Here is a 26,673-nt window from a genome sequence, read left to right as displayed (position 1 = left end):
TTGAAACGTAAAAAAACACCGGGTATTCGATTTTGCTCTCGTTTTTGGAAATTATGTTGTACGTCATGTGGCAACTGCCAACGTTGTAGCCCCTTCTGACGGCGCTGTTCCGGGCTGATATTTCATAATGGTGACAAAAGTTTCACGTTCCGCTGTCTAAACACTAATTAGGGAATCAACTTTGTAACAATAATTAACGAGTAAAATACGCGTAATAAACAAAGAATGAAGAAAATATATGCATCACGCGGAAACGTTTATTTTGTGGGTAACCCCTCCGCTTTTTGATCAAAAAACAACCACTGCTATTTTTAGCGTAGCTTATGGTATACTCCGCCGCCTTAACATCTGCTATCGCACATTTTCACTGAAACATAACGAGGAAAATAAATGAGTACGCCTGATTTTTCCACCGCTGAGAATAATCAAGAACTGGCTACTGAAGTCAACTGCCTGAAAGCCATGTTAACGCTGATGCTGCAGGCGATGGGCCAGGCCGATGCAGGGCGCGTGATTCTTAAAATGGAAAAACAGATCGCGCAGATGGATGATGAAGCACAAGCGGCGGTATTTTCCAGTACGGTTAAGCAAATTAAACAGGCTTACCGCCAGTAGTAAAAAACCGGCTGTTAGCATCGCTTTCAGCCGGTTTCGCGTCTGGCGCGAAGCATCGTCAGCACGTCATATCAGACCTGTCGCCGCAGCGTAGCAGGCAATCTGTGTTTTATTTGGCGCATTGAATTTCTTCTGCATATTTTTCTGATGGAAGTTAACGGTATTTTCAGAAATCGACAGAATAATGGCGATCTCTGATGAGGTCTTCCCTTCCGCCGTCCACTTCAGAATCTCTTTCTCACGTTTACTGAAACGCATCTCAGGCGCCATCACCATGTCGTCTTCAAATCTTGTCAGCGCCGAAAGACTCTCCCGCGCCAGCAGTTGTAACCTCAGCTCCACTTCATCGTAGGTAAACGAGGAGCAGCGTAAACTGCTACGGGAGAAAGATAAAAAGCCCAGCGCCCGGTTCGGCAACATCACACACTGGGTTACGCCTCTGCGTAATCCGAAACGCTGGGCGGCATCCCACATCGCCTGCGCTTCATGAAATAGCATGTCATCCCAATGTAAATGACCCTGCCTGAAATTTTCCGGCTTTAATACCGGATCGATCGCGAAATAGTTTTCGGACTGATAATGCGTTACCCACGCCGGAGGATAAGTGGTACGAAGCGATATTTTAGGCCGGGTAAAGGGGACGGGATGACGAACACACAGGGCATAATAATCAAATTCCAGCCGCTGTGTCTGATATTGCAATTCAGTATAAACATCCTCTGCTGCCGCCATCTCCTGAAAGCGTAACAACATTGCGCGTCGCCAGGTGAAGAAATCATTTTCCTGCATATTTTATGGTCACGCCTTTGATATTGATAATCATTACTATGAATGGCTTAAATTAACACATAAATAGTGTTTATATATAAGAAATATCGGACGAATCATAGAATACTTGAGCGGCATTACAGTTTTTTGGCTTCCGCCTGAGAGCAAGGTTAATAATCTGGCAGAATGACTTCATAATTATTCATTGCGCTCGCCCAAGGCGCGGCTAATTCGGGCGAGCGTTGAAAAGGCATTATTTCACTAAAAATTTCTCAAGGAACTGGCGGGTACGCGGATGCTGAGGATCGGCGAACAAGGTTTTCGCCGGCCCCTGCTCAACGATTTGCCCCTGATCCATAAATATCGCCCGGTCAGCCACGTCACGCGCAAAGCCCATTTCGTGAGTAACGATCACCATCGTGCGCTTTTCCTGCGCCAGCTGGCGAATCGTATTAAGCACCTCGCCGACTAATTCAGGATCAAGCGCCGACGTCGGCTCATCAAACAGAATCACTTCCGGGCGCATCGCCAGCGCGCGCGCAATCGCCACGCGCTGCTGTTGCCCGCCCGACAGGCGGCGCGGATAACGGGTCTCTTTACCGGCCAACCCGACTTTGGCTAACAGTTCCCGCGCCAGCGCCGTCGCCTCGGCTTTCGGCTCTCCCTTTACAATCACCGGACCTTCAATGATATTTTCCAGCACGGTACGATGCGGAAACAGGTTAAAACTCTGAAAGACAAAGCCGACATGCTGACGTAGCTGGCGAATCAACCCTTTTTGCTGGCTGAATGGGCGGGCGGTATCGATGATAATACCGCCCACTTTAATGGTGCCCGCTTCCGGTTGTTCCAGCAGGTTAATGCAGCGTAATAACGTTGTCTTCCCTGAGCCGCTCGGGCCGATAATGGCGACGACTTCTCCGGGCTTCACCTCAAGGTCAATACCGTGCAGCACCGTTTGACCATGAAATTTTTTGACCAGGTTGGTAACTTCGATCGCACTCATTTTGGCTCTCTCTCCTGGCGGTTAAGCTGGTTTTCAAAATAGTTTTGCAGTGCCGATAAGACGGTCGCCATTACCCAGTAGATTAACGACGCGGCCAGATACATGGTAAACACCTCCAGCGTTCGCGAGGTAATTAACTGCGCCTGGCGGAACAACTCCGGCACCTGAATCGTCGCGGCGAGCGACGTATCTTTCACCAGGCTGATAAAGCTGTTGCTCAACGGCGGAAGCGCGACGTGAGCCGCCTGCGGCAAAATAGCGCGACGTAGCGTTTGCCACGGCGTCATGCCAATGCTCGCCGCCGCTTCCCATTGTCCCTTGTCGATAGCCGAGATCGCCGCGCGCAGCGTCTCGGACGTGTAAGCCGCGGTATTGAGCGATAAACCAATCATCGCCGCCGGGATAGGGTCCAGCTCAATCCCAAATTGCGGCAGGCCGTAATAGATCATAAATAACTGGGCGATAAGCGGCGTACCGCGAAAAATCGAGATATAAAAGCGCGCCAGCCAGCGAACCGGCCATAGCGGAGACATCCGCATCAGCGCCAGCACAAATCCCAGCAGCAGACCAAAAAACATACCGCCAATACTCAGTTGCAGGGTAAAGACGGCGCCTTTAAGCAAATACGGCAGCGATTCAATAACCAGTTGGATACTTTCTTGCATTCGCGTTGATTACCTGGAGGTTATACATGAGGATGGTAGGCAAACAGCGCAGGCGCCCCACCGGTGTGAATAAAGAGAATCGGCCCGTCATCGTTAAAGCGTTTCTGGCTGATGCCGTCTATCAGACCCGCCATCGCTTTACCGGTATATACCGGATCCAGCAGCACCCCCTCCAGGCTCGCCAGCAGTTTCACCGCCTCCATCCCCGCGTCATTTGGCACGCCGTAACCCGGGGCAAAATAGTCATCCCATAAATGAATATCCGCCGTCGCCGTCAGCGCCAGCTGACCGGCAATAGCCTGCTGCAAGGCAATCACTTTGGGTTTCTGCTCGGCGACAGAACGTGAAACGGTCACGCCAATCAGTTCGACATCCGGCATCAGATGTTCCAGCCCGACAGCTAACCCGGCGTGCGTTCCGGCGCTGCCGGAGGCCACCACCACCGAAGAGAGCCCGACGACCTCTTCACACTGCTGGGCGATTTCCAGGGCGCTCTCTACGTATCCCATTGCGCCCAGCGCGCTGGAGCCGCCGACCGGAATAACATAGGGCCTGAACCCTTGCGCTTCAATGCGCGTCGCCAGCGTTTGCAGCTGCGCATCCGGATCGGTTAGCGCATCGCACATCTCAATTTGCGTATTAAATAAATCCAGTAACAGGCGATTACCATTCGTCAGGTAATTTTCCGCGGTGGTACCGATTGGATTTTCCAGCAAGGCGACGCAATGCAGCCCCAATTTGGCCGCGACCGCCGCCGTCTGACGGACATGGTTCGACTGAATCGCCCCTGCGGTTATCAGCGTATCCGCCCCTTCTCGCAGCGCGTCGGCCACCAGAAACTCCAGCTTACGCAGTTTATTGCCGCCCATTGCAATGGGCGTAACGTCATCGCGCTTAATGTAAATCTCACGGCCAAGATAATCAGACAATCGCGGCAGGTATTCGAGCGGGGTCGGCGCGCCAATAAGCTCCAGGCGAGGAAAGCGCGTTAAGTGATGTAGTGGCATTGAGCCTCCGGTAACGTTGTGGTGTGTTCTTTTTATTATGCACGTTGATCTAACGGAAATAAAAAAGGCGCCGATTCACGCGCCTCCGTTTGCTGACATAGTATGAGGTTGATATTGCCCGGCGGCGCTCTGCCTGCCGGGCAACGTAGAGCATTATTGGGTCACGTCAGCGCCAAACCATTTTTCAGAGAGCGCTTTTAAGGTGCCATCTTTTTGCATTTCCGCAATAGCGTTATCTACCGCCTTCAGCAAGTCTTCGTTGCCTTTACGTAACGCAACGCCGGACTCCTGACGCGAAAACGCATCACCGGTGACGGCCAGCGTACCTTTGGTTTTTTTCACCAGATCCAGCGCCGCCAGACGATCGACTAAAATCGCGTCAATACGGCCTACGCGTAGATCCTGGTATTTTGTAGGATCATCGTCATAAGTACGGATATCCACGCCCTGAACATGTTGACGTAGCCACTCTTCATAGTTAGTCCCCAGCCCAACGCCGACTTTTTTGCCCTGCAGATCGGCAGCCGTTTTGATCGTGCCTTCATTGCCTTTTTTCACCAGCGCCTGAACGCCGGAGACAGTGTAAGGCGTAGAGAAGTCATATTTTTTCTTGCGGACGTCTGAAATCGTGACCTGGTTTATCACCACATCAATGCGTTTAGAGTCCAGTGACGCCAGCATTCCGTCCCATTTGGTCGGCTTCAACGACGCTTTAACGCCCAGATGTTTTGCCAACGCCTCGGCGAAATCGACTTCAAAACCGGTTAATTTGCCGTCGTCGCCCTGAAAGCTAAACGGCGGATAGGTACCTTCCAGCCCTACCAGCAGCGTGCCACGTTCTTTAACTTTGTTCAGCAAACCCTCATCGGCAAAGCTCTTCGCGCTCATTCCCGCCACCAGCGCTACAGCCATTACTCCCATCAGTGCCTGACGTCCCAGCAGTGCTAATTTCATAGTAACCCCGAATATTGCCGTTAATGACCATAGACTGTGTCCCGCCATGGCGCATCGTCACGTCTCGCGAACCTTTGGGGGACTCAGCCTAATGTAGAAGGTTTGCCACGTTTCACCAACACGACTCTGCTACATCTTATGCTTTTTTAATATATATCAGAACTGGCGGTAAAGGGGGATTTCTGTCTGGGCGCAATCTGCTGATGCGCTTTATATTGCTGGTATTTACGTAGTGCGATACGGTAATTATTGGTGCTGGTTTCCGGCAACCATGGCGCCAGGCTTTCATCGAGAAAACCGTCCTGCAGCAGATCGTGGGAAATGTTTTGCTCGCTGAGGTAATTGCCAAGACGTCGTAAACGCACGACATATTCCCGCACCGTGCCATGACTCATCTCGGTTTGTTCAAACAAATACTGTTTGAAACCGATAATATCGAAAAAATCACTCTGCTTTTTGCAGTGCAAATCGCCGCAAAAGCGACACAGCGCCACCCACTCCTTCTGCTCCCGCTGCCAGGCAGCGTCGTCAAGTAGCATATCCAGCTGTGAAATAGCGATTTTATTAACGATCTTGCCACGGCGAACCAGCGTAATGCGGTCGAGCAGCTTGTGACAATGCGCGCAATGCGTCTGGCTGTGTTTAAAGTCTTTAAGATAGCGGCTCAAGGGCCGCCTTTTAGGTTGCTGCACCGTCATGAGAACTCCTGGTAGTCTATACGTTGTGCGGCACTTTTCGGGTGCGACCATGCGCGACCTATAACTTACCCAGTTTGGTGCGTAATCGTTTGATGGCCTGACTATGCAACTGGCTGACCCGCGATTCGCCGACTTCCAGTACCGCGCCAATCTCTTTGAGGTTGAGCTCTTCCTGGTAATACAGCGTTAACACCAGTTGCTCGCGTTCCGGCAGCGATTCAATCGCATCCATTACCCGCTGTCGCAGGTCGCCCTCCAGCAGTTGATGTAACGGGTTTTCCTGTTGATGTTCTTCAGTCACCAGTTCGATGCTATCGCCATGCTCTTCCCGCCACTCATCGTAAGAGAAAAGTTGGCTGTTGTTGGTATCGAGCAACATCTGACGATACTCCGCAACAGGGATGCCAAGACGTTCCGCCACTTCGGTTTCCGTCGCATTACGCCCCAGTTCCTGCTCCAGTTGTCCCATCGCCTGCGCCACTTCGCGGGCATTACGCCGGACGCTACGCGGCACCCAATCGCGGCTGCGTAATTCATCCAGCATCGCCCCACGAATACGCTGCACTGCGTAAGTGGTAAATGCCGTTCCTTGCAAAGCGTCATATCGGTCGACCGCATTTAATAACCCGATGCCGCCCGCTTGTAGCAGATCGTCCAGTTCCACGCTCGCCGGCAATCGCACCTGCAGGCGCAATGCTTCGTGACGCACCAGCGGTACATAACGCTGCCACAGCGAGTGTTTATCCATTACACCTTCAGCGGTATACAGTGAATTCACGATAAACAGCCCTGCGTTAAATGAGTTATCGGCATGATTATCCGTTTCTACAGAGGGTTCTATCGAAGGAATAAGGCTATAAAAGAAGGGTTATTTCACTTATGTAACCTGTAGCGCCTTTTTAGCGGTTCAAAGAGCAGAATAAAATCAGCCAGATAGGATAAACGGGATGCGCAAAAGCCCACCCCGAACAAAACTATGTCAGAAGATGAATCATCGACAGATCGTCGCCAGTACGCACCGTTTCTATATGGCGATGAAAATTCGCCGCCACCTCGCTGTTATGCTGGCTGCGGGAGTGAAAGCTATACACAATATTGGTAACGTCATCCCACTCAAGCCGCCCGCGCTCATGCACACTGGCTGCCGTTAATAGCTTAATAAAGGCATATTCCGCCACGATAATATACAGCGCGCGTAACGGGTCGACATTCGGCTGGTTGGGGAAATTATTTTCCCAAATTTTATAGAGAATTAAATTTCTGAAGGCCCAGTTCTTCTGCTGCTCATCCGCCTGTAAACAGCGCGCTAATGAGGACTCAATATCGCTAACCTTCTGCTCCATTGAAACGCCCTCTTCCGCCGTCAGCACCCGCAGAAGACACTGGATATAGTGATCGAGGACATAGCTTCCTCTGCTCGGTGGGAGAGCCCTGAAATAATCCTGCATCAACAGTACCAGGGATGTTTTGAATTTCTTATCCGGCGTAATATTAGCGAGTTCCTGAGTTAACGAACCGGACTGCAACTGGGAAACTAACGTGCCATACACTTGCTCAATCTCCCCTAATGCAGCGTCATCAATCCGGGGAAACTTCTGCACGTACATTACAAACTTGATCAACGCGTATAATGCCGCATCCGGATTGCTGGCAGCATGGTTAATCAAACTCAGGCAAAACAAGTTAAGTAGTTTTTGCTGTGGGGAGAATAGCGGCGCGGTATTGTACTTCTGCTGAATGATCGCCTTTTCATTGAGTGTTACCGCATCAGTATCGTTTAAAATATGCGCAGTCACTTCCGGGCAGGCAAGGCTTAGAGAATGTCGTACCTCGTTTTTATAAGTATGGAACACCCGCGGAAACGTAGTGCAGGTATAACTTAATGCTTTAGCTCCCAGTGTTTTTTGTACCTTGCACAGACGATCGTCATCCAGATAAGGGCAGCTTCCTGTCCCAGATGGTAATTTAATCTCCCCCCAGTTATTTGGGTCTTTCTTTAAAAGAATAATACTATTTTTGGCAATCTCTCTGATGGTTACATCCTTGCTGGTAAGGTACTTTTTGACCGTCGTCTTATCCAGCGTGATTTTCCAGCCCTTACAACAGTGATCGCGGCAGGCCGAGCCAGAACAGGAAAAGCGGGTGACAAAGGCAGGTTCAGTGACGGTGATTTCTTTCATTACACAGGCTCCGGAATTAAAAAAGGCAGCTTTCGCTGCCTTGATTGTGTACCACGTGTCGGTGAATCAATCGCCGGATTAACGCAGTAAAGAGAGGACGTTTTGCGGAACCTGGTTAGCCTGCGCCAGAACGGAAGTACCAGCCTGCTGCAGAATCTGCGCTTTAGACATATTAGAAACTTCCGTTGCATAGTCAGCATCTTCGATACGGCTACGCGCGGAGTTCAGATTGGTTACCGTATTGCCAAGGTTGGTAATGGCTGAATCAAAACGGTTTTGAATTGCCCCCAGAGAAGAACGAACTGCGTCCACTTTTGACAATGCAGAATCAATTGAAGCCAGTGGGTTAGCGGTACTTTTCTTGGCTGCGGCAGCGTCTTCATTGATTAATGTACTTACGCCAGAAGCTGTTTTATCAATAAACATGGTTTTGCCAGCTAAGGTGATCTTATCACCCGTGGCGTTAGCAGTATATTCAGCCCCATTTACTGTAATTTTACTTTCGCCCTTAACAGCATTGTTTGCTTCCAAATCAGAAAGTTTCGCACTCTCGTTTTTGGTTTTATCATCAAAAGTAAACTGACCGTTCACTACAGATGTATAAACATTTTTGCTTGATTGTAAGGTAGCAGCATTAACATCCGCCGCGCCAATGGCAATATCAGCGACAGTTAACGTAACTTTTTCACCATTGATGGTAGTAGAAACCTTACCATTACCGTCATCACCAGTTTTTGTATCAATAGTAAAAGTCACGCCTTTATAATCAAAGGTATCTCCTTCCTTACCACCTTTAATGGCACCAGCTATCGCTTTGGCTTCAGCGGTACCAGCAGTAGATTTAGTGGTCTTAAAGAGATCAACCGCAGTGTTATTTTCCGCATCGTCAGTTGTTAACTGACCGTTTGCTGCATTTACATATACTTTATCCGGTGCTACTGCATCAGTCACTACAGCACCGGAATTAATATCTACACGATATTTATCGGCACCCGCTGCATAGGTGTCGTAACCCGTAACATTCTTGAAGCTGGATTTCAGATCACCCACTGTCGCTTCTTTTGGCCCATTAACATTGAACCCATCAAGGCCAAGGCTTTTCACATCAATTTTTTGCAGATCGATGGTAATGGTTTCACCATCGTTAGCACCAACCTGGATTTTCATCTGGTTGTCCTGAGACAGGACTTTAACACCGTTAAATTGAGTCTGATTAGAAACGCGATCGATTTCTTCCAGACGTTGCTGAATTTCATCCTGGATAGATTTCAGATCGGAATCAGAGTTAGTCCCGTTAGTGGCCTGAACAGACAACTCACGCACACGCTGCAGGTTGTTGTTGATTTCATTCAGCGCACCTTCAGTGGTCTGCGCAATAGAAATGCCGTCGTTAGCGTTACGGGAAGCCTGAGTCAGACCTTTGATATTAGAAGTGAAGCGGTTAGCAATCGCCTGGCCTGCCGCATCGTCTTTCGCGCTGTTGATACGCAGACCAGAGGACAGACGCTCAATAGCGGAACTCAGTGAGGACTGAGATTTGTTCAGGTTATTCTGGGTCAACAGCGACAGGCTGTTTGTATTAATGACTTGTGCCATGATCTTTTCCTTATCAATTACAACTTGATGTTATTGGGCTGTTGCCCACGGTTTCTCACCGTAACCCTTGTATCGGCACCTGAATTTCGAACTTTAGAAAATTTTTCACTTCCCCCGATCTTTTTCTTAGCCTGCGAAATAGCCGCTTTATGCATCATTATTCCACGCATTATTTTTGCAAAATTATCATTAAACTTTGCTTCCAGATTGCCGATAACGCGTTTAACTACTGTTTGCAATCGAAAGGAAGATGGCATGGCTTCAATTTCATCATTAGGTGTAGGGTCAAACTTACCTCTGGATTCACTGCTGACTAAACTGACCAACGCTGAAAAAGGACGCTTAACGCCGATCACACAGCAGCAGAGTGCTAATACGGCCCGTCTAACGGCATACGGTACTTTAAAAAGTGCACTGGAGAAGTTTCAAACAGCAAACACGGCGTTAAATAAAGCCGATCTGTTTAAAAGTACGAATGTCACCAGCAGTACAGAAGACCTGAAAGTCTCGACGGAAGCTGGGGCCGCACCTGGAACTTATGTGGTTAGCGTAACTCAGTTAGCACAAGCACAATCTTTGAGTACAGCAACCAAAATTACATCTACCAAAGAAGTGCTGGGAGATACCACATCTGACAGCCGTACCATAAAAATTGAACAGAAAGGCCGTAAAGAACCACTTGAAATCAAGCTCACTAAAGATCAAACCTCTTTAGAGGGTATCCGTGACGCCATTAATGATGCTGACAGTGGTATTTCCGCCAGTATCGTTAAAGTTAAAGAAGGCGATTATCAGCTTGTACTGACCGCAGATAGTGGCACGGATAATCAAATGACTATCTCTGTGGAAGGCGATAGCAAACTCAGCGATCTGTTGTCCTATGATAGTAGTACTGGCACGGGCAAAATGAAGCAACTGGTTGCTGCAGATAATGCTTTGTTAACCGTTAACGGCATTGATATTGAGCGACCGAGTAATAAAATCACTGACGCTCCACAAGGCGTGACGCTTGAACTAACCAAAGAAGTAAAAGATGCCCGTATTACCGTCACAAAAGATAATGAAAAGGCGACCGAAGCCGTCAAAGGTTGGGTTGATGCCTACAACTCACTGCTTGATACCTTTAGTTCATTAACAAAATATACAGAGGTTGATCCAGGGGCTGAAGAACAGGACAAAAACAACGGTGCACTACTTGGAGATACCGTGGTGCGAACGATTCAAACTGGAATCCGCGCTCAGTTCGCTAATGGTGCAAGTACAGGTACATTTAAGACCCTGAATGAAATTGGTATTACTTCTGATGGTACCACCGGAAAACTAAAAATTGATGATACCAAGCTTAAAAAAGCGCTGGATGAAAATACCGCTTCTGTACGTGAGCTGCTGGTAGGTGATGGTAAAGAAACGGGGATCACCACCAAAATTGCCACCGAAGTGAAAAGTTATCTGGCCGATGACGGCATTATTGACAGCGCCCAGGACAGTATTAACGCCACGCTGAAAAAGCTGACTAAGCAATATCTGACCGTCAGCAGTAGCATTGACGACACCGTTGCCCGTTACAAGGCCCAGTTTACCCAACTGGATACCATGATGAGTAAGCTGAATAACACCAGTACTTATTTGACCCAGCAATTTAATGCTATGAACAAGTCCTGATAACAGAGGTTACCATGTACACCGCGAGCGGTATCAAAGCTTATGCGCAAGTCAGCGTGGAAAGCGCCGTGATGAGCGCCAGCCCGCATCAGTTGATTGAAATGTTGTTTGATGGCGCGAATAGCGCTCTGGTGCGCGCTCGCCTGTTTTTAGAACAAGGCGATGTTGTCGCGAAAGGTGAAGCGTTAAGCAAAGCCATCAATATTATCGATAACGGGCTGAAAGCCGGCCTCGATCAGGAAAAAGGCGGTGAGATTGCGACGAATCTTTCCGAGCTATACGACTATATGATTCGCCGTTTACTGCAGGCTAATTTGCGTAACGACGCTCAGGCCATCGAAGAAGTGGAAGGGTTACTCAGCAATATTGCAGAAGCCTGGAAGCAGATTTCACCGAAAGCATCTTTCCAGGAGTCTCGTTAATGACCTCAACCGTGGAGTTTATCAACCGTTGGCAGCGTATTGCGCTGCTCAGTCAATCGCTGCTTGAACTTGCGCAGCGAGGTGAATGGGATCTCTTACTGCAACAAGAGGTCTCCTATCTGCAAAGTATTGAAACGGTGATGGAAAAGCAAACTCCACCGGGCATTACGCGAAGTATTCAGGATATGGTCGCCGGATACATCAAACAAACGCTGGATAATGAGCAGCTCCTGAAAGGGCTGCTGCAACAGCGACTGGATGAACTCAGTAGTTTGATCGGACAATCCACCCGCCAAAAATCACTCAACAACGCTTATGGCCGTCTTTCCGGTATGTTACTCGTGCCAGACGCGCCTGGCGCCTCATAATATTTTCCCGTCTCGTATGAAAATTCTTCCATACTCCAGAGGTCGGCTAAACGACTTCTGGAGCACGGAAGATGAAAAACCCCACGTTATTGCAGTACTTCCACTGGTATTATCCCGACGGCGGTAAACTCTGGTCTGAGCTGGCGGAACGTGCTGATGGGCTGAATGATATCGGTATCAATATGGTCTGGCTACCGCCCGCCTGTAAAGGCGCCTCCGGCGGCTATTCCGTAGGCTATGATACCTACGACTTGTTTGACCTCGGCGAATTTGACCAAAAAGGAACTATCGCGACAAAGTACGGCGATAAACGCCAGTTACTGACGGCGATAGACGCGCTCAAAAAAAATAATATTGCGGTGCTGCTCGACGTCGTCGTGAACCACAAAATGGGCGCAGACGAAAAAGAACGTATTCGCGTTCAGCGCGTGAATCAGGATGACCGCACGCAAATCGATGACAACATCATTGAATGCGAAGGCTGGACGCGCTACACCTTCCCTGCCCGCGCGGGCCAGTATTCCAACTTTATTTGGGACTATCACTGTTTCAGCGGCATTGATCACATCGAGAATCCCGACGAAGACGGCATTTTTAAGATCGTCAATGACTATACCGGCGATGGCTGGAACGATCAGGTTGATGATGAGCTGGGTAATTTCGACTATCTGATGGGGGAAAATATCGATTTTCGCAATCACGCGGTTACGGAAGAGATTAAATATTGGGCTCGTTGGGTCATGGAACAAACCCACTGTGACGGCTTTCGCCTGGACGCGGTAAAACATATACCCGCCTGGTTTTATAAAGAATGGATTGAGCATGTACAGGCGGTTGCGCCAAAACCGCTGTTTATTGTCGCAGAATACTGGTCGCATGAAGTGGATAAACTGCAAACGTACATCGATCAGGTCGACGGGAAAACCATGCTGTTCGACGCGCCGTTGCAGATGAAATTTCATGAAGCCTCGCGCCAGGGCGCGGAGTATGACATGCGCCACATTTTCACCGGCACGCTGGTAGAAGCCGACCCTTTTCATGCGGTGACGCTGGTCGCTAACCACGATACACAACCGTTACAGGCGCTGGAAGCGCCGGTAGAACCCTGGTTCAAACCATTGGCCTATGCGCTGATCCTGCTTCGTGAAAACGGCGTACCGTCGGTGTTTTATCCCGATTTATACGGCGCCAGCTATGAGGATAATGGCGAAAATGGCGAGACCTGTCGGGTCGACATGCCGGTGATTAACCAACTGGATCGGCTGATCCTCGCTCGTCAGCGTTTTGCGCACGGTATACAAACACTCTTTTTCGATCATCCTAACTGTATCGCCTTTAGTCGCAGCGGTACTGAAGAGAATCCAGGCTGTGTGGTTGTACTTTCCAATGGCGACGACGGTGAAAAAACCCTCCTGCTCGGCGACAATTACGCTAACAAGACCTGGCGTGATTTTCTGGGAAACCGCAGTCAGCATGTTGTAACTAATGATCAAGGCGAAGCGACGTTCTTCTGCAACGCAGGCAGCGTCAGCGTGTGGGTCATTGAGGACGTGTGATGAGCGTTCCCGGCGGCAGAGCGCTGCCGGGAAGCGAAATTACGGCAGCGGCGTCGGCAGCGGCGTTTTTTCTAACGCGGCGGCGCACTCCGGCGTCGGACGAGCGACCCGTTGCAGCGTCATGCCATCATATTCCAAGGTATTCCCGTCGCGCTCAATCTCATAGAGCTCACGCTTAACCGTAACATTGGTTAAGTCATCGGAGAGCATGGTCAGCTTGCCCGGCAGAGCAATAACGCGCTGCCACTGGCGGCAGTCCAGCGTATCGCCTTCTTTAGTCACCACCAGGCTGGCGATAGCTTCAGGGCTCACCAGCTTACGTTGCGGGCCTTTTGACTGCCAGTACCCTTCCAGACCGGCCGGCGCGGGCGTTTTCACCACATCATTATAGTTTTCCACCTCGGCGCATCCGGTCAGAACCAGCAATGCGCCAACGATCGCTACTTTTTTCATCATTCATCCTGCATCAGAAGAAAGAGGAATTGTGGCATTAAAGCCCTGACGCCGCCAGCCTTTCCAGGCGCTGGCCGCAATTTGATCCAGTCGGTATTACCGCTTATTAGGTGTAGGCAAATTCTGTGATCGGTGTAGTATGCGCACTTCTTGTTTCACACCTTCTGAGTTCAGAGGCTAAACACATGTCATGGCAACACTTCAAGCAAACCTGGTTAATTAAATTCTGGGCGCCGGCCCCTGCGGTGATCGCAGCCGGTATTCTCTCTACCTACTATTTTGGCATCACCGGCACGTTTTGGGCCGTGACGGGCGAATTTACCCGCTGGGGCGGGCAAATTTTGCAGCTTTTTGGCGTTCATGCCGAACAGTGGGGCTACTACAAGCTGATTCATCTGGAAGGTACGCCGCTGACGCGTATCGACGGCATGATGATCCTCGGCATGTTCGGCGGCTGTTTCGCCGCGGCGCTGTGGGCCAACAACGTAAAACTGCGTATGCCGCGCAGCCGAATCCGTATCGTACAGGCGGTGGTCGGAGGCATGATCGCTGGCTTCGGCGCGCGTCTGGCGATGGGGTGTAACCTGGCCGCCTTTTTTACCGGGATCCCGCAGTTCTCCCTACACGCGTGGTTCTTTGCGCTAGCGACCGCTATCGGCTCCTGGTTCGGCGCCCGCTTTACGTTGCTGCCGATATTTCGCATACCGGTGAAAATGCAGAAGGTCTCCGCGGCTTCGCCACTGACGCAGAAACCGGATCAGGCAAGACGGCGTTTCAGGCTCGGTATGCTGGTCTTTATCGGCATGATTGGCTGGGCGTTATTAACGGCAATGCATCAGCCGAAACTGGGGCTGGCGATGCTGTTCGGCGTCGGGTTTGGGCTGCTGATCGAGCGCGCGCAAATCTGCTTTACTTCGGCCTTTCGCGATCTGTGGATCTCCGGACGCGCCCATATGGCGAAAGCGATTATTTTCGGCATGGCGGTCAGCGCCATTGGTATTTTCAGCTACGTGCAGTTGGGCGTTGCACCTAAAATTATGTGGGCTGGCCCGAATGCGGTCATTGGCGGACTGCTGTTCGGTTTTGGCATCGTGCTGGCGGGCGGCTGCGAAACCGGCTGGATGTACCGCGCCGTAGAAGGCCAGGTGCATTATTGGTGGGTGGGCCTCGGCAATGTCATCGGTTCAACCATCCTGGCTTACTACTGGGATGATTTCGCGCCCGCGCTGGCGACCAGTTGGGATAAAGTTAACCTGCTGAATACCTTTGGTCCGCTGGGGGGTCTGCTGGTCACCTACCTGTTATTATTTGCCGCGCTGATGTTAATTATCGGCTGGGAAAAACGTTTTTTCCGCCGTGCGGGGCTGACGCCTGCTAAGGAATCTGTATGAAAAATATCGTCCCTGATTACCGTCTGGATATGGTTGGCGAACCTTGCCCGTACCCGGCGGTCGCCACTCTGGAAGCGATGCCGCAGCTAAAAAAAGGTGAGATCCTGGAAGTGGTGAGCGACTGTCCGCAATCCATTAATAATATTCCACTGGATGCGCGCAATCACGGTTATACGGTGCTGGATATCCAACAGGATGGCCCGACAATTCGTTATCTGATTCAAAAATAAGCGCATACTCCCGCTGTACGTTACGGCGGGAGACCTTTTACGGCATAACCGGCAAAAATCTAAAACGCATAAAAGAAATCAGACAAGGTCGTCTTGTGCGCCGTGGCATAAATCTATTATATAACGTATACCGTTTTAATTTTGTTTGAGCCGATGAAAAACCCATGACTATTTTAAGCAAAACATAAAATAATTATTATTTTCCCTCTACGCCATAAAAGACTATCAGGTATTTATATTTTTACTCACTGACATCATCAGGTGATGATTTATTTATGCACAGCAGAAGCCAAAAAAATGATAAAAATTATTTTCATCTCCATTATTGGAGTCGTCTGTCTTGCCGCTGCCCGTTATTCACCCGTCACAGTGGTCAATGCACATCCGAGCGCCATTGCCCGCTGTCTCGCTGATAATCTGTCCCCGTATGGGTATATACTGGATCTCCATGAAACAGATATTCCAGGCATTAATAAAGAATTTACCGTGTATTATCGCAACGGCGCATATATTGCAGGAACATTCTGGATTGCAAACTCAATGACAATAGCGTCAGAACGAATAGTAGGAATGAACGGCGTCAGTAAACAGGCGTACCCTATTTTTAATAAGTCCCTGCAACAATGTGCAACCCGCTTATCAATAAAATGAGCGCGCCTCGCAAAAAACAAGCCCACATAATCACGCACTGGTTGCATGGGCGTCGCGTCCCCGTCGCTGACGTAGGTAAGCGCCCGGGAGTTCGCTGTGGATGTGTTGTCAGCCCTGGCTTAAACCTGCATAGACATCACTTCCTGATACGCGGCGACCAGCTTGTTGCGCACCTGAATCCCCATTTGCATGGAGACGGACGCTTTTTGCATATCGGCCATCACGTCATTAAGCGCAATGCCCGGCTCACCCAGAGTGAATTTTTCCGCCTGAACGCGCGCCGCCGTCTGTCTGTCGCTAATACGATCCAGCGCAGCATGTAGCTGGCCGGCAAAACTCACCGTCGACTGCGAGTGCGTGTCTTGCCCGCGCGCGGCCATCGCCGTCGCCTGTAACTGGCTAATAACCCCTTCAATCCCCTGTATTGCTGCCATGCTATTCCCCTGGATGATTTTTTACGCAGCAGAGATTACCAGTTTGTCAATAAGATAAAGGCGTTAAATAACGATAAAAAACCTCGGTTTTTAGCGCATAGAAAAATTCGAAACCACAAATAATGAGACCGTCAATTTTTCGAGTTTGCTGACCCGGGAGTGAGTCTTGTTCCACTTTGCAAAAAACGCCGTCCACGATCAGTCACGAGGTGCGAGATGAGTGCGACTGCAACCCAACCTAAACCTCTCGAGTGGCTTAATCGCCTACGCGCGAATCCCCGAATTCCGTTAATTGTGGCGGGTTCCGCTGCCGTGGCGATCGTCGTTGCGATGGTGCTGTGGGCCAAAACGCCCGATTACCGCACGCTATTTAGCAACCTTTCCGATCAGGACGGCGGCGCGATCGTCGCGCAGTTGACCCAGATGAATATCCCCTATCGCTTTGCCAATGGCAGCGGCGCGATTGAAGTGCCCGCCGACAAAGTGCATGAACTGCGTCTGCGTCTGGCGCAGCAGGGGCTGCCTAAAGGCGGCGCGGTAGGCTTTGAACTGCTTGATCAGGAAAAATTCGGTATCAGTCAGTTCAGCGAGCAGGTGAATTATCAGCGCGCACTGGAAGGTGAACTGGCCCGGACGATCGAGACGCTGGGTCCGGTAAAAAGCGCCCGCGTTCACCTGGCGATGCCAAAGCCGTCGCTATTTGTGCGGGAACAAAAATCCCCTTCCGCCTCCGTCACCGTCACACTGGAACCGGGTCGGGCGCTGGATGAAGGACAAATTAGCGCCGTGGTACATCTGGTTTCCAGCGCTGTCGCCGGTTTGCCGCCAGGAAACGTCACTCTGGTCGATCAATCCGGTCATCTGCTCACGCAATCCAATACCAGCGGTCGCGACCTTAATGACGCGCAATTAAAATTTGCTAATGATGTGGAAAGCCGCATCCAACGCCGTATCGAAGCCATTCTGTCGCCTATCGTCGGGAACGGTAATGTTCACGCTCAGGTAACCGCCCAGTTGGATTTTGCCAATAAAGAGCAGACGGAAGAGCACTACAGCCCGAACGGCGATGCGTCGAAGGCCACCCTGCGTTCACGTCAGTTGAATATTAGCGAACAGGTAGGCGCGGGCTATCCCGGCGGCGTGCCTGGCGCGCTGTCGAACCAACCAGCGCCGCCTAACGAGGCGCCGATCGCCACGCCGCCGACCAATCAACAAAACGCGCAGAATACGCCACAAACCAGCACCAGTACCAACAGTAACAGTGCTGGCCCGCGCAATACGCAGCGTAATGAAACCAGTAACTACGAAGTGGACCGCACCATTCGTCACACCAAAATGAATGTGGGCGATATTGAGCGTCTCTCCGTGGCCGTCGTGGTGAATTACAAAACGCTGGCGGATGGCAAACCGCTGCCATTGACCGCCGATCAGATGAAACAGATCGAGGATTTAACCCGTGAAGCGATGGGTTTTTCTGATAAACGCGGCGATACGCTAAACGTGGTGAATTCACCGTTTAGCGCAGTGGATAACACCGGCGGCGAACTGCCCTTCTGGCAACAGCAGTCCTTTATCGATCAGTTGCTCGCGGCAGGTCGCTGGTTACTGGTGCTGGTGGTGGCCTGGATTCTGTGGCGCAAAGCGGTACGTCCGCAGTTGACGCGCCGCGTTGAAGAAGCGAAAGCGGCGCAGGAACAGGCACAGGTTCGCCAGGAAACCGAAGAAGTCGTGGAAGTACGCCTTAGCAAAGACGAGCAGCTCCAGCAACGCCGGGCTAACCAGCGTCTGGGTGCTGAGGTGATGAGCCAGCGTATTCGCGAAATGTCAGACAACGATCCGCGCGTTGTGGCGCTGGTCATTCGCCAGTGGATGAGTAACGATCATGAGTAATCTTAGCGGTACCGATAAAAGCGTCATTTTGTTGATGACCATTGGCGAAGACCGGGCGGCAGAGGTGTTTAAACACCTCTCAACCCGCGAAGTACAGGCGTTAAGTACGGCGATGGCTAACGTGCGTCAGATCTCCAACAAACAACTGACGGACGTACTATCAGAGTTTGAGCAAGAAGCGGAGCAGTTCGCCGCGCTGAATATCAACGCCAACGAATACCTGCGCTCCGTACTGGTTAAAGCGCTGGGCGAAGAACGCGCCTCCAGCCTGCTGGAAGATATTCTGGAAACGCGCGATACCACCAGCGGTATCGAAACGCTCAACTTTATGGAACCGCAGAGCGCCGCCGACCTGATTCGCGACGAACACCCGCAGATTATCGCCACCATTCTGGTCCACCTTAAACGCAGTCAGGCCGCCGATATTCTGGCGCTGTTTGACGAACGACTGCGTCATGATGTGATGCTGCGTATCGCGACATTTGGCGGCGTACAACCGGCGGCGCTGGCGGAGTTGACCGAAGTGCTGAATGGCCTGCTCGACGGTCAGAACCTGAAACGCAGCAAAATGGGCGGCGTAAGAACCGCGGCGGAAATTATCAACCTGATGAAAACGCAGCAGGAAGAAGCGGTTATTACCGCTGTGCGCGAATTCGACGGCGAACTGGCGCAGAAAATCATCGACGAGATGTTCCTGTTCGAAAATCTGGTGGATGTGGACGATCGCAGTATCCAGCGTCTGCTGCAGGAAGTGGATTCCGAATCGCTGCTGATCGCTCTGAAAGGCGCCGAACCGCCATTACGCGAGAAGTTCCTGCGCAATATGTCCCAGCGCGCCGCCGATATCCTGCGCGACGACCTTGCCAACCGTGGCCCGGTTCGTCTGTCTCAGGTGGAAAACGAGCAGAAAGCGATTCTGCTTATTGTGCGTCGTCTGGCGGAAACCGGCGAAATGGTGATTGGCAGCGGCGAGGATACCTATGTCTAATGAATTGCCTTGGCAAGTCTGGACCCCCGACGATCTCGCCCCGCCGCCGGAGACGTTTGTGCCGGTTGAGGCTGATAACGTGACCTTGACAGACGATACGCCGGAGCCCGAACTCACTGCCGAACAGCAGCTGGAGCAGGAGCTGGCGCAGCTAAAAATACAGGCCCATGAACAAGGTTATAACGCCGGGCTGGCGGAGGGACGGCAAAAAGGACACGCGCAGGGATACCAGGAAGGGTTAGCGCAGGGGCTGGAGCAAGGACAAGCCCAGGCGCAGACGCAGCAGGCGCCGATTCATGCCCGTATGCAGCAGTTAGTGAGCGAGTTTCAGAACACACTTGACGCGCTCGATAGCGTTATCGCCTCACGGCTGATGCAAATGGCCCTGGAGGCTGCGCGTCAGGTCATCGGCCAAACGCCGGCGGTGGACAACTCAGCGCTGATTAAACAGATCCAACAACTGTTGCAGCAAGAGCCGCTCTTTAGCGGCAAGCCGCAGTTGCGCGTGCATCCGGACGACTTACAGCGGGTGGAAGAGATGCTGGGCGCCACGCTCAGCCTTCACGGATGGCGGTTACGCGGCGATCCAACGTTGCATCACGGCGGGTGTAAAGTCTCTGCCGATGAGGGCGATCTGGACGCCAGCGTCGCTACTCGCTGGCAAGAGTTGTGTCGCCTGGCGGCGCCGGGAGTGCTCTGATGACCACGCGCCTGACCCGCTGGCTTACCGCGCTCGACAACTTTGAAGCCAAAATGGCGTTATTGCCGGCGGTGCGTCGTTATGGACGTTTAACCCGCGCCACTGGCCTGGTACTGGAGGCCACCGGTCTCCAGCTTCCGCTGGGCGCCACCTGCATTATTGAGCGCCAGGACGGCCCTGAAACCAAAGAGGTGGAATCGGAAGTCGTCGGTTTTAACGGCCAGCGTCTGTTTTTAATGCCGCTGGAAGAGGTCGAAGGCATTCTGCCCGGTGCCCGCGTTTACGCCCGTAACGGACATGGCGACGGTCTGCAAAGCGGCAAACAGCTACCGCTCGGCCCGGCCCTGCTTGGTCGGGTGCTGGATGGCGGCGGTAAACCGCTCGACGGACTGCCTGCGCCGGATACGCTGGAAACCGGCGCGTTAATCACGCCGCCGTTTAACCCGCTACAGCGAACGCCAATCGAACATGTGCTGGATACCGGCGTACGCGCTATCAACGCGTTGTTAACCGTAGGGCGCGGTCAGCGTATGGGACTCTTTGCCGGTTCCGGCGTTGGTAAATCGGTTCTGCTTGGCATGATGGCGCGCTACACGCGGGCGGACGTGATTGTCGTGGGACTTATCGGCGAACGTGGCCGCGAAGTTAAAGATTTTATCGAAAATATTCTCGGCCCCGACGGTCGCGCGCGTTCGGTGGTGATTGCCGCCCCGGCTGATGTTTCGCCGCTGCTGCGAATGCAGGGCGCCGCCTATGCCACCCGCATCGCCGAAGACTTTCGCGATCGCGGACAGCATGTGTTGCTGATTATGGATTCGCTGACGCGCTATGCGATGGCACAGCGTGAAATTGCGCTGGCAATCGGCGAACCGCCAGCCACCAAAGGTTATCCGCCCTCGGTGTTCGCAAAGCTACCGGCGCTGGTCGAACGTGCCGGTAATGGCATCCACGGCGGTGGCTCTATCACCGCGTTTTATACCGTGTTGACCGAGGGGGACGACCAACAAGATCCCATTGCCGACTCGGCACGCGCAATCCTCGACGGGCACATTGTCTTGTCCCGCCGTCTGGCGGAGGCCGGGCACTATCCGGCCATTGATATCGAGGCGTCAATCAGCCGGGCGATGACCGCGCTCATTACCGAGCAGCACTATGCGCGGGTACGGCTATTTAAACAGTTGCTTTCCAGTTTCCAGCGTAACCGCGATCTGGTCAGCGTCGGCGCCTATGCCAAAGGCAGCGATCCGATGCTCGATAAAGCCATTACCTTATGGCCGCAACTGGAAGCGTTTTTACAGCAAGGCATTTTTGAACGGGCCGACTGGGAAGACTCTCTGCAGGCGCTCGATTTAATTTTCCCGACGGTGTGATAAAGCAGGAGGGCGACGATCATGGCACAACATGGCGCTCTGGAAACACTCAAAGATCTGGCCGAAAAAGAGGTAGATGATGCGGCGCGTTTACTGGGCGAAATGCGTCGCGGCTGCCAACAGGCGGAAGAACAGCTCAAAATGCTGATCGATTATCAGAATGAGTATCGCAGTAATTTGAACACCGATATGGGCAACGGCATCGCCAGTAATCGCTGGATCAACTATCAGCAGTTTATTCAGACACTGGAAAAGGCGATAGAGCAGCATCGCCTCCAGCTTACGCAGTGGACGCAAAAAGTCGACCTGGCGCTGAAGAGCTGGCGTGAGAAAAAGCAGCGACTTCAGGCCTGGCAAACCTTACAGGACCGACAAACCGCGGCAGCGCTGTTAGCTGAAAACCGCATGGATCAGAAAAAGATGGATGAATTTGCTCAGCGTGCAGCAATGAGGAAACCCGAATGATCACCCTGCCCCAACTGATCACCACCGATACCGACATGACCGCGGGTCTGACGTCAGGAAAAACCACCGGTTCAGCCGAGGACTTTCTGGCGCTCCTGGCGGGCGCGTTAGGCGCAGACGGCGCACAGGGCAAAGACGCCCGCATCACGCTGGCCGATTTACAGGCGGCAGGCGGCAAGTTATCGAAAGAGCTACTGACCCAACATGGCGAGCCAGTCCAGGCGGTGAAGCTTGCCGACCTGCTGGCGCAAAAAGCGAATGCGACGGATGAAACGCTTACCGATCTGACACAAGCGCAGCATCTACTGTCTACGCTAACGCCATCGTTGAAAACCAGCGCTCTGGCCGCACTGAGTAAGACGGCGCAGCATGATGAGAAAACGCCCGCGCTGAGCGATGAGGATCTTGCCAGTCTGAGCGCCTTATTCGCCATGCTGCCCGGACAACCTGTCGCGACGCCTGTCGCCGGAGAAACGCCGGCTGAAAATCACATCGCCTTGCCGTCACTGTTACGCGGCGACATGCCATCGGCGCCGCAGGAAGAGACACATACGCTCTCTTTTAGCGAGCATGAAAAAGGGAAAACCGAGGCGTCGCTTGCGCGCGCCAGCGACGATCGCGCCACGGGGCCAGCACTGACGCCGCTGGTAGTCGCTGCCGCCGCGACCAGCGCGAAAGTGGAGGTGGATAGCCCGCCCGCGCCAGTAACGCATGGCGCGGCAATGCCGACGCTCAGTAGCGCCACGGCGCAACCGCTACCTGTCGCCTCAGCCCCGGTACTCAGCGCGCCGTTAGGCAGCCATGAATGGCAGCAAACGTTCAGTCAGCAGGTCATGTTATTTACGCGTCAGGGACAGCAAAGCGCGCAGCTTCGATTGCATCCGGAAGAGTTAGGTCAGGTGCATATTTCGCTCAAGCTGGATGACAATCAGGCGCAGCTCCAGATGGTATCGCCGCACAGCCATGTCCGCGCCGCGCTGGAAGCCGCCCTGCCCATGTTGCGCACCCAGTTGGCGGAAAGCGGCATTCAGTTGGGACAAAGCAGTATCAGTAGCGAAAGCTTTGCCGGACAGCAGCAGTCTTCGTCGCAACAACAGTCTTCCCGCGCCCAACACACGGACGCGTTTGGCGCTGAAGATGACATAGCGTTAGCGGCGCCGGCCTCGCTTCAGGCCGCCGCGCGCGGCAATGGCGCAGTGGATATCTTCGCCTAACGCCAGAGGTAGCATGATTATCCGCGTCTTTTCCACGCTTTGTCGTGGACAGGACACGGGATAATCAGCCAATAAGCAGTACCGAAACAGGAAGCCCGTATCAGATGACTGACTCCGCGATTAACAAAAAGAGCAAACGCTCGATTTGGATACCTTTGCTGGTGTTGATTACCCTCGCCGCCTGCGCGACCGCCGGTTATAGCTACTGGCGTATGCAGCAGCAACCGACCACGAACGCTAAAGCGGAACCGGCTCCGCCGCCCGCGCCGGTATTTTTTGCGCTGGATACGTTTACCGTCAATCTGGGCGATGCGGATCGCGTGTTGTATATCGGCGTGACCCTGCGTCTGAAAGACGAAGCGACGCGCGCGCGATTAAATGAATATCTGCCGGAAGTGCGCAGCCGTCTGCTGTTGTTGTTTTCCCGTCAGAATGCCGCCGAGCTCTCAACAGAAGCTGGCAAACAAAAACTGATTGCCGCCATTAAAGAGACTCTGGCCGCGCCGCTCGTTGCCGGACAACCAAAACAGGTCGTCACTGACGTGCTTTATACAGCTTTTATTCTGCGGTAACGATATGGGCGATAGTATTCTTTCTCAGGCTGAAATCGACGCGCTGTTGAACGGCGACAGCGACACCAAAGACGAACCCACTCCCGGTATCGCAAGCGATAGCGATATTCGCCCTTACGATCCCAATACCCAGCGTCGCGTCGTGCGTGAACGCTTGCAGGCGCTGGAGATTATTAACGAGCGTTTCGCACGCCAGTTCCGGATGGGATTATTTAACCTGCTGCGCCGCAGCCCGGATATTACCGTGGGTGCCATACGTATTCAGCCGTATCACGAATTTGCGCGTAACCTGCCGGTACCGACCAACCTGAACCTGATCCACCTGAAGCCGCTACGCGGCACCGGGCTGGTGGTGTTCTCGCCGAGTCTGGTGTTTATTGCCGTCGATAACCTGTTTGGCGGCGACGGCCGCTTTCCGACCAAAGTCGAGGGCCGCGAGTTTACCCATACGGAACAGCGGGTCATCAACCGTATGTTGAAACTGGCGCTGGAAGGCTATAGCGACGCATGGAAAGCCATTAATCCGCTGGAAGTGGAGTATGTGCGTTCCGAAATGCAGGTGAAATTTACCAATATCACCACCTCGCCGAACGATATCGTCGTTAATACGCCGTTTCATGTGGAGATCGGCAATCTGACCGGTGAATTTAACATCTGTCTGCCATTTAGCATGATCGAGCCGCTGCGTGAGCTGCTGGTGAATCCGCCGCTGGAAAACTCGCGCCATGAAGATCAGAACTGGCGTGATAACCTGGTACGCCAGGTTCAGCACTCTGAACTGGAGCTGGTGGCCAATTTTGCCGATATTCCGTTACGTCTTTCCCAGATTTTGAAGCTGAAACCCGGCGATGTACTGCCGATTGAAAAACCCGACCGCATTATTGCTCATGTGGACGGCGTTCCGGTACTCACCAGCCAATATGGCACCGTAAACGGACAGTATGCGCTACGCGTAGAACATTTGATCAACCCAATTTTGAATTCGCTGAATGAGGAACAGCCCAAATGAGTGACATGAATAATCCGTCCGATGAGAATACTGGCGCATTGGATGATCTGTGGGCTGACGCGTTAAACGAGCAAAAAGCGACCACCAATAAAAGCGCCGCCGACGCGGTTTTCCAACAGCTTGGCGGCGGCGATGTCAGCGGTGCTATGCAGGATATCGATCTGATTATGGATATCCCGGTCAAACTGACCGTAGAGCTGGGCCGCACGCGAATGACCATTAAAGAACTGCTGCGTCTGACGCAGGGGTCGGTCGTCGCGCTGGACGGGCTGGCGGGCGAGCCGCTGGATATCCTGATTAATGGCTACCTGATTGCCCAGGGTGAAGTGGTCGTCGTGGCGGATAAATACGGCGTACGTATCACCGATATTATTACGCCATCCGAGCGTATGCGTCGTTTGAGTCGTTAATGATGAAGACAGAGGCCACGGTTTCTCAGCCCACCGCGCCAGCCGGATCGCCGCTCATGCAGGTGAGCGGCGCATTAATTGGCATTATTGCGCTCATTCTGGCGGCGGCCTGGGTGATTAAGCGTATGGGATTCGCGCCAAAAGGAAATAGCGTCCGGGGACTGAAGGTGTCAGCCAGCGCCTCGCTTGGCCCGCGCGAACGCGTGGTGATTGTCGAGGTCGAAAATGCGCGTCTGGTACTGGGCGTGACCGCCTCGCAGATCAACCTGCTGCACACCCTCCCGCCCGCGGAGAATGACACGGAAGCACCCGTTGCCCCACCGGCGGATTTCCAGAACATGATGAAGAGCTTACTCAAGCGTTCCGGGAGATCCTGATGCGCCGTTTGTTATTCCTTTCTCTGGCGGGTCTGTGGCTTTTTAGTCCCGCCGCTGCTGCGCAACTGCCGGGGCTTATCAGCCAACCATTAGCGGGCGGAGGCCAAAGCTGGTCATTATCCGTCCAGACGCTGGTTTTCATCACCTCGCTGACGTTTCTGCCGGCGATTTTACTGATGATGACGAGCTTCACGCGTATCATCATTGTTTTTGGCCTGTTGCGTAACGCGCTGGGCACGCCCTCGGCACCGCCAAATCAGGTGTTACTCGGACTGGCGTTGTTTTTGACCTTTTTTATTATGTCGCCCGTCATTGACAAGATTTACGTGGATGCTTACCAGCCGTTTAGCGAGCAGAAAATTTCTATGCAGGAAGCGCTGGATAAAGGCGCGCAACCGTTACGCGCGTTCATGTTGCGCCAAACCCGCGAAGCCGATCTGGCGCTGTTTGCCCGTCTGGCCAATAGCGGTCCGTTACAGGGACCGGAAGCAGTACCGATGCGTATCCTCCTGCCCGCTTATGTCACCAGCGAATTAAAGACGGCATTTCAGATCGGTTTTACGATTTTTATCCCTTTTTTGATTATCGACCTGGTGATCGCCAGCGTATTGATGGCGTTAGGGATGATGATGGTGCCGCCAGCGACAATCGCCCTGCCGTTTAAGCTGATGCTGTTTGTGCTGGTCGATGGTTGGCAATTGCTTGTGGGGTCGCTGGCCCAAAGCTTTTACAGTTAGAGGCGCAAAATGACTCCTGAATCCGTCATGATGATGGGGACCGAGGCGATGAAAGTCGCTCTCGCCCTGGCTGCGCCGCTGTTACTCGTCGCGCTGATTACCGGCCTCATTATCAGCATCTTGCAGGCCGCGACTCAGATTAATGAAATGACGCTGTCGTTTATCCCTAAAATCGTCGCGGTATTCATCGCAATTATCGTTGCCGGCCCGTGGATGCTCAACCTGCTGCTGGACTACGTACGCACTCTGTTCAGCAATTTACCTTATATCATCGGATAAACAGAA

At 52.4% G+C, this 26,673-nt stretch carries 33 protein-coding genes; 21 read left to right on the top strand and 12 right to left on the bottom strand.

What is annotated here, in order from left to right:
- Positions 1–238: 238 nt before the first annotated feature.
- Positions 239–394 carry a hypothetical protein gene (locus N7E69_RS18125; RefSeq protein WP_000546188.1) on the top strand — a complete coding sequence of 52 codons (156 nt, stop codon included), beginning with the start codon at positions 239–241 and terminating at the stop codon, positions 392–394.
- Entirely contained in the window at positions 391–615 is a 225-nt protein-coding gene (locus N7E69_RS18120) for a DUF2594 family protein (protein WP_000106483.1), read from the top strand. Before N7E69_RS18125 ends, N7E69_RS18120 begins: the two co-directional genes overlap by 4 nt.
- Before the next feature lie 66 nt (positions 616–681).
- Here N7E69_RS18120 and sdiA read toward each other — a convergent pair whose 3' ends face one another.
- The 10 genes from sdiA to N7E69_RS18070 all read right to left on the bottom strand — a co-directional run bounded on the left by sdiA (position 682) and on the right by N7E69_RS18070 (position 9,746).
- The gene (gene sdiA / locus N7E69_RS18115; protein ID WP_001157165.1) at positions 682–1,404 is read right to left on the bottom strand and encodes a transcriptional regulator SdiA; all 723 of its coding nucleotides are present in this window, start codon (positions 1,402–1,404) and stop codon (positions 682–684) included.
- A 232-nt stretch (positions 1,405–1,636) separates the two neighbouring features.
- Positions 1,637–2,389, bottom strand: a complete 753-nt coding sequence (tcyN, locus tag N7E69_RS18110; protein ID WP_001273044.1) for an L-cystine ABC transporter ATP-binding protein TcyN — start codon at positions 2,387–2,389, stop codon at positions 1,637–1,639.
- Positions 2,386–3,054 carry a cystine ABC transporter permease gene (gene tcyL / locus N7E69_RS18105; RefSeq protein WP_001158237.1) on the bottom strand — a complete coding sequence of 223 codons (669 nt, stop codon included), beginning with the start codon at positions 3,052–3,054 and terminating at the stop codon, positions 2,386–2,388. Before tcyL ends, tcyN begins: the two co-directional genes overlap by 4 nt.
- Before the next feature lie 20 nt (positions 3,055–3,074).
- Complete coding sequence (gene dcyD / locus N7E69_RS18100) at positions 3,075–4,061, bottom strand: D-cysteine desulfhydrase (protein WP_001128188.1); 987 nt, start codon at positions 4,059–4,061, stop codon at positions 3,075–3,077.
- Positions 4,062–4,214: 153 nt separating this feature from the next.
- A complete protein-coding gene (gene tcyJ, locus N7E69_RS18095) occupies positions 4,215–5,015 on the bottom strand; it encodes a cystine ABC transporter substrate-binding protein (protein WP_000761628.1) in 801 nt (266 codons plus the stop codon).
- Positions 5,016–5,161: 146 nt separating this feature from the next.
- Positions 5,162–5,713 (bottom strand): flagella biosynthesis regulatory protein FliZ, encoded by a 552-nt coding sequence (fliZ, locus tag N7E69_RS18090; RefSeq protein WP_000218080.1) that lies wholly within the window; start codon positions 5,711–5,713, stop codon positions 5,162–5,164.
- A gap of 58 nt (positions 5,714–5,771) precedes the next feature.
- Positions 5,772–6,491, bottom strand: coding sequence for an RNA polymerase sigma factor FliA (locus N7E69_RS18085; RefSeq protein WP_001087453.1), 720 nt, complete (start codon positions 6,489–6,491; stop codon positions 5,772–5,774).
- A gap of 196 nt (positions 6,492–6,687) precedes the next feature.
- Positions 6,688–7,893 carry a flagellin lysine-N-methylase gene (gene fliB / locus N7E69_RS18080; protein WP_000659245.1) on the bottom strand — a complete coding sequence of 402 codons (1,206 nt, stop codon included), beginning with the start codon at positions 7,891–7,893 and terminating at the stop codon, positions 6,688–6,690.
- Between the two features lie 78 nt (positions 7,894–7,971).
- Positions 7,972–9,489: a flagellin gene (locus N7E69_RS18075; protein ID WP_000079834.1), complete on the bottom strand. Its 1,518-nt coding sequence runs from the start codon at positions 9,487–9,489 to the stop codon at positions 7,972–7,974.
- A gap of 17 nt (positions 9,490–9,506) precedes the next feature.
- Entirely contained in the window at positions 9,507–9,746 is a 240-nt protein-coding gene (locus N7E69_RS18070) for a hypothetical protein (RefSeq protein WP_001141165.1), read from the bottom strand.
- On the opposite strand from N7E69_RS18070, the gene fliD reads away from it, so the two are divergent.
- The 4 genes from fliD (at position 9,745) to amyA (ending at position 13,497) form a co-directional block, all read left to right on the top strand.
- On the top strand, positions 9,745–11,151 hold the full coding sequence (gene fliD, locus N7E69_RS18065) for a flagellar filament capping protein FliD (protein WP_000146816.1): 1,407 nt from the start codon (positions 9,745–9,747) through the stop codon (positions 11,149–11,151). The genes N7E69_RS18070 and fliD overlap by 2 nt on opposite strands.
- Positions 11,152–11,165: 14 nt before the next feature.
- On the top strand, positions 11,166–11,573 hold the full coding sequence (gene fliS / locus N7E69_RS18060) for a flagellar export chaperone FliS (protein ID WP_000287764.1): 408 nt from the start codon (positions 11,166–11,168) through the stop codon (positions 11,571–11,573).
- Positions 11,573–11,941, top strand: a complete 369-nt coding sequence (fliT, locus tag N7E69_RS18055; protein WP_000204899.1) for a flagella biosynthesis regulatory protein FliT — start codon at positions 11,573–11,575, stop codon at positions 11,939–11,941. Before fliS ends, fliT begins: the two co-directional genes overlap by 1 nt.
- Positions 11,942–12,012: 71 nt before the next feature.
- On the top strand, positions 12,013–13,497 hold the full coding sequence (gene amyA, locus N7E69_RS18050; RefSeq protein ID WP_000795480.1) for an alpha-amylase: 1,485 nt from the start codon (positions 12,013–12,015) through the stop codon (positions 13,495–13,497).
- A 39-nt stretch (positions 13,498–13,536) separates the two neighbouring features.
- Here the strand turns inward: amyA and yedD are convergent, their stop codons facing one another.
- The gene (yedD, locus tag N7E69_RS18045) at positions 13,537–13,950 is read right to left on the bottom strand and encodes a lipoprotein YedD (protein WP_000754699.1); all 414 of its coding nucleotides are present in this window, start codon (positions 13,948–13,950) and stop codon (positions 13,537–13,539) included.
- 185 nt (positions 13,951–14,135) lie between these two features.
- Between yedD and yedE the strand changes: the two genes are divergently transcribed.
- From yedE to N7E69_RS18030, 3 genes are all read left to right on the top strand, one after another.
- On the top strand, positions 14,136–15,341 hold the full coding sequence (gene yedE / locus N7E69_RS18040) for a selenium metabolism membrane protein YedE/FdhT (RefSeq protein WP_001531105.1): 1,206 nt from the start codon (positions 14,136–14,138) through the stop codon (positions 15,339–15,341).
- Complete coding sequence (yedF, locus tag N7E69_RS18035; protein WP_000790504.1) at positions 15,338–15,571, top strand: sulfurtransferase-like selenium metabolism protein YedF; 234 nt, start codon at positions 15,338–15,340, stop codon at positions 15,569–15,571. Before yedE ends, yedF begins: the two co-directional genes overlap by 4 nt.
- A 264-nt stretch (positions 15,572–15,835) precedes the next feature.
- Positions 15,836–16,222: a hypothetical protein gene (locus N7E69_RS18030; protein ID WP_000639596.1), complete on the top strand. Its 387-nt coding sequence runs from the start codon at positions 15,836–15,838 to the stop codon at positions 16,220–16,222.
- A gap of 119 nt (positions 16,223–16,341) precedes the next feature.
- Here the strand turns inward: N7E69_RS18030 and fliE are convergent, their stop codons facing one another.
- Positions 16,342–16,656, bottom strand: coding sequence for a flagellar hook-basal body complex protein FliE (gene fliE, locus N7E69_RS18025; protein WP_000719037.1), 315 nt, complete (start codon positions 16,654–16,656; stop codon positions 16,342–16,344).
- 216 nt (positions 16,657–16,872) lie between these two features.
- Here fliE and fliF point away from each other — a divergent pair, with 216 nt between their 5' ends.
- The 12 genes from fliF to fliQ all read left to right on the top strand — a co-directional run bounded on the left by fliF (position 16,873) and on the right by fliQ (position 26,667).
- Positions 16,873–18,546 (top strand): flagellar basal-body MS-ring/collar protein FliF, encoded by a 1,674-nt coding sequence (gene fliF / locus N7E69_RS18020; protein ID WP_039507715.1) that lies wholly within the window; start codon positions 16,873–16,875, stop codon positions 18,544–18,546.
- Positions 18,539–19,534: a flagellar motor switch protein FliG gene (gene fliG / locus N7E69_RS18015; protein ID WP_000067735.1), complete on the top strand. Its 996-nt coding sequence runs from the start codon at positions 18,539–18,541 to the stop codon at positions 19,532–19,534. Before fliF ends, fliG begins: the two co-directional genes overlap by 8 nt.
- Positions 19,527–20,234, top strand: coding sequence for a flagellar assembly protein FliH (fliH, locus tag N7E69_RS18010; RefSeq protein WP_000064158.1), 708 nt, complete (start codon positions 19,527–19,529; stop codon positions 20,232–20,234). Before fliG ends, fliH begins: the two co-directional genes overlap by 8 nt.
- Complete coding sequence (gene fliI / locus N7E69_RS18005; RefSeq protein ID WP_000213257.1) at positions 20,234–21,604, top strand: flagellar protein export ATPase FliI; 1,371 nt, start codon at positions 20,234–20,236, stop codon at positions 21,602–21,604. Before fliH ends, fliI begins: the two co-directional genes overlap by 1 nt.
- A gap of 21 nt (positions 21,605–21,625) precedes the next feature.
- Complete coding sequence (gene fliJ / locus N7E69_RS18000) at positions 21,626–22,069, top strand: flagellar export protein FliJ (RefSeq protein WP_000046981.1); 444 nt, start codon at positions 21,626–21,628, stop codon at positions 22,067–22,069.
- Positions 22,066–23,283, top strand: coding sequence for a flagellar hook length control protein FliK (fliK, locus tag N7E69_RS17995; RefSeq protein ID WP_000631684.1), 1,218 nt, complete (start codon positions 22,066–22,068; stop codon positions 23,281–23,283). The genes fliJ and fliK overlap by 4 nt, the downstream gene beginning before the upstream one ends.
- 104 nt (positions 23,284–23,387) lie before the next feature.
- The gene (gene fliL / locus N7E69_RS17990) at positions 23,388–23,855 is read left to right on the top strand and encodes a flagellar basal body-associated protein FliL (protein WP_000132169.1); all 468 of its coding nucleotides are present in this window, start codon (positions 23,388–23,390) and stop codon (positions 23,853–23,855) included.
- A gap of 4 nt (positions 23,856–23,859) precedes the next feature.
- Positions 23,860–24,864 (top strand): flagellar motor switch protein FliM, encoded by a 1,005-nt coding sequence (gene fliM, locus N7E69_RS17985; RefSeq protein ID WP_000502811.1) that lies wholly within the window; start codon positions 23,860–23,862, stop codon positions 24,862–24,864.
- Entirely contained in the window at positions 24,861–25,274 is a 414-nt protein-coding gene (gene fliN / locus N7E69_RS17980; protein ID WP_001282111.1) for a flagellar motor switch protein FliN, read from the top strand. Before fliM ends, fliN begins: the two co-directional genes overlap by 4 nt.
- Positions 25,274–25,651, top strand: coding sequence for a flagellar biosynthetic protein FliO (gene fliO / locus N7E69_RS17975; RefSeq protein WP_000978276.1), 378 nt, complete (start codon positions 25,274–25,276; stop codon positions 25,649–25,651). Before fliN ends, fliO begins: the two co-directional genes overlap by 1 nt.
- A complete protein-coding gene (gene fliP, locus N7E69_RS17970) occupies positions 25,651–26,388 on the top strand; it encodes a flagellar type III secretion system pore protein FliP (protein WP_001253411.1) in 738 nt (245 codons plus the stop codon). The genes fliO and fliP overlap by 1 nt, the downstream gene beginning before the upstream one ends.
- Positions 26,389–26,397: 9 nt before the next feature.
- Positions 26,398–26,667 (top strand): flagellar biosynthesis protein FliQ, encoded by a 270-nt coding sequence (gene fliQ / locus N7E69_RS17965; RefSeq protein ID WP_000187355.1) that lies wholly within the window; start codon positions 26,398–26,400, stop codon positions 26,665–26,667.
- Positions 26,668–26,673 lie beyond the last annotated feature (6 nt).

Origin of the sequence: Salmonella sp. 3C (genome assembly GCF_025426275.1) — a bacterium.
Classification (GTDB): domain Bacteria; phylum Pseudomonadota; class Gammaproteobacteria; order Enterobacterales; family Enterobacteriaceae; genus Salmonella; species Salmonella enterica.
Note: the sequence above shows the minus strand (reverse complement) of the source record. Positions and strands in the feature narration are given on the sequence as shown.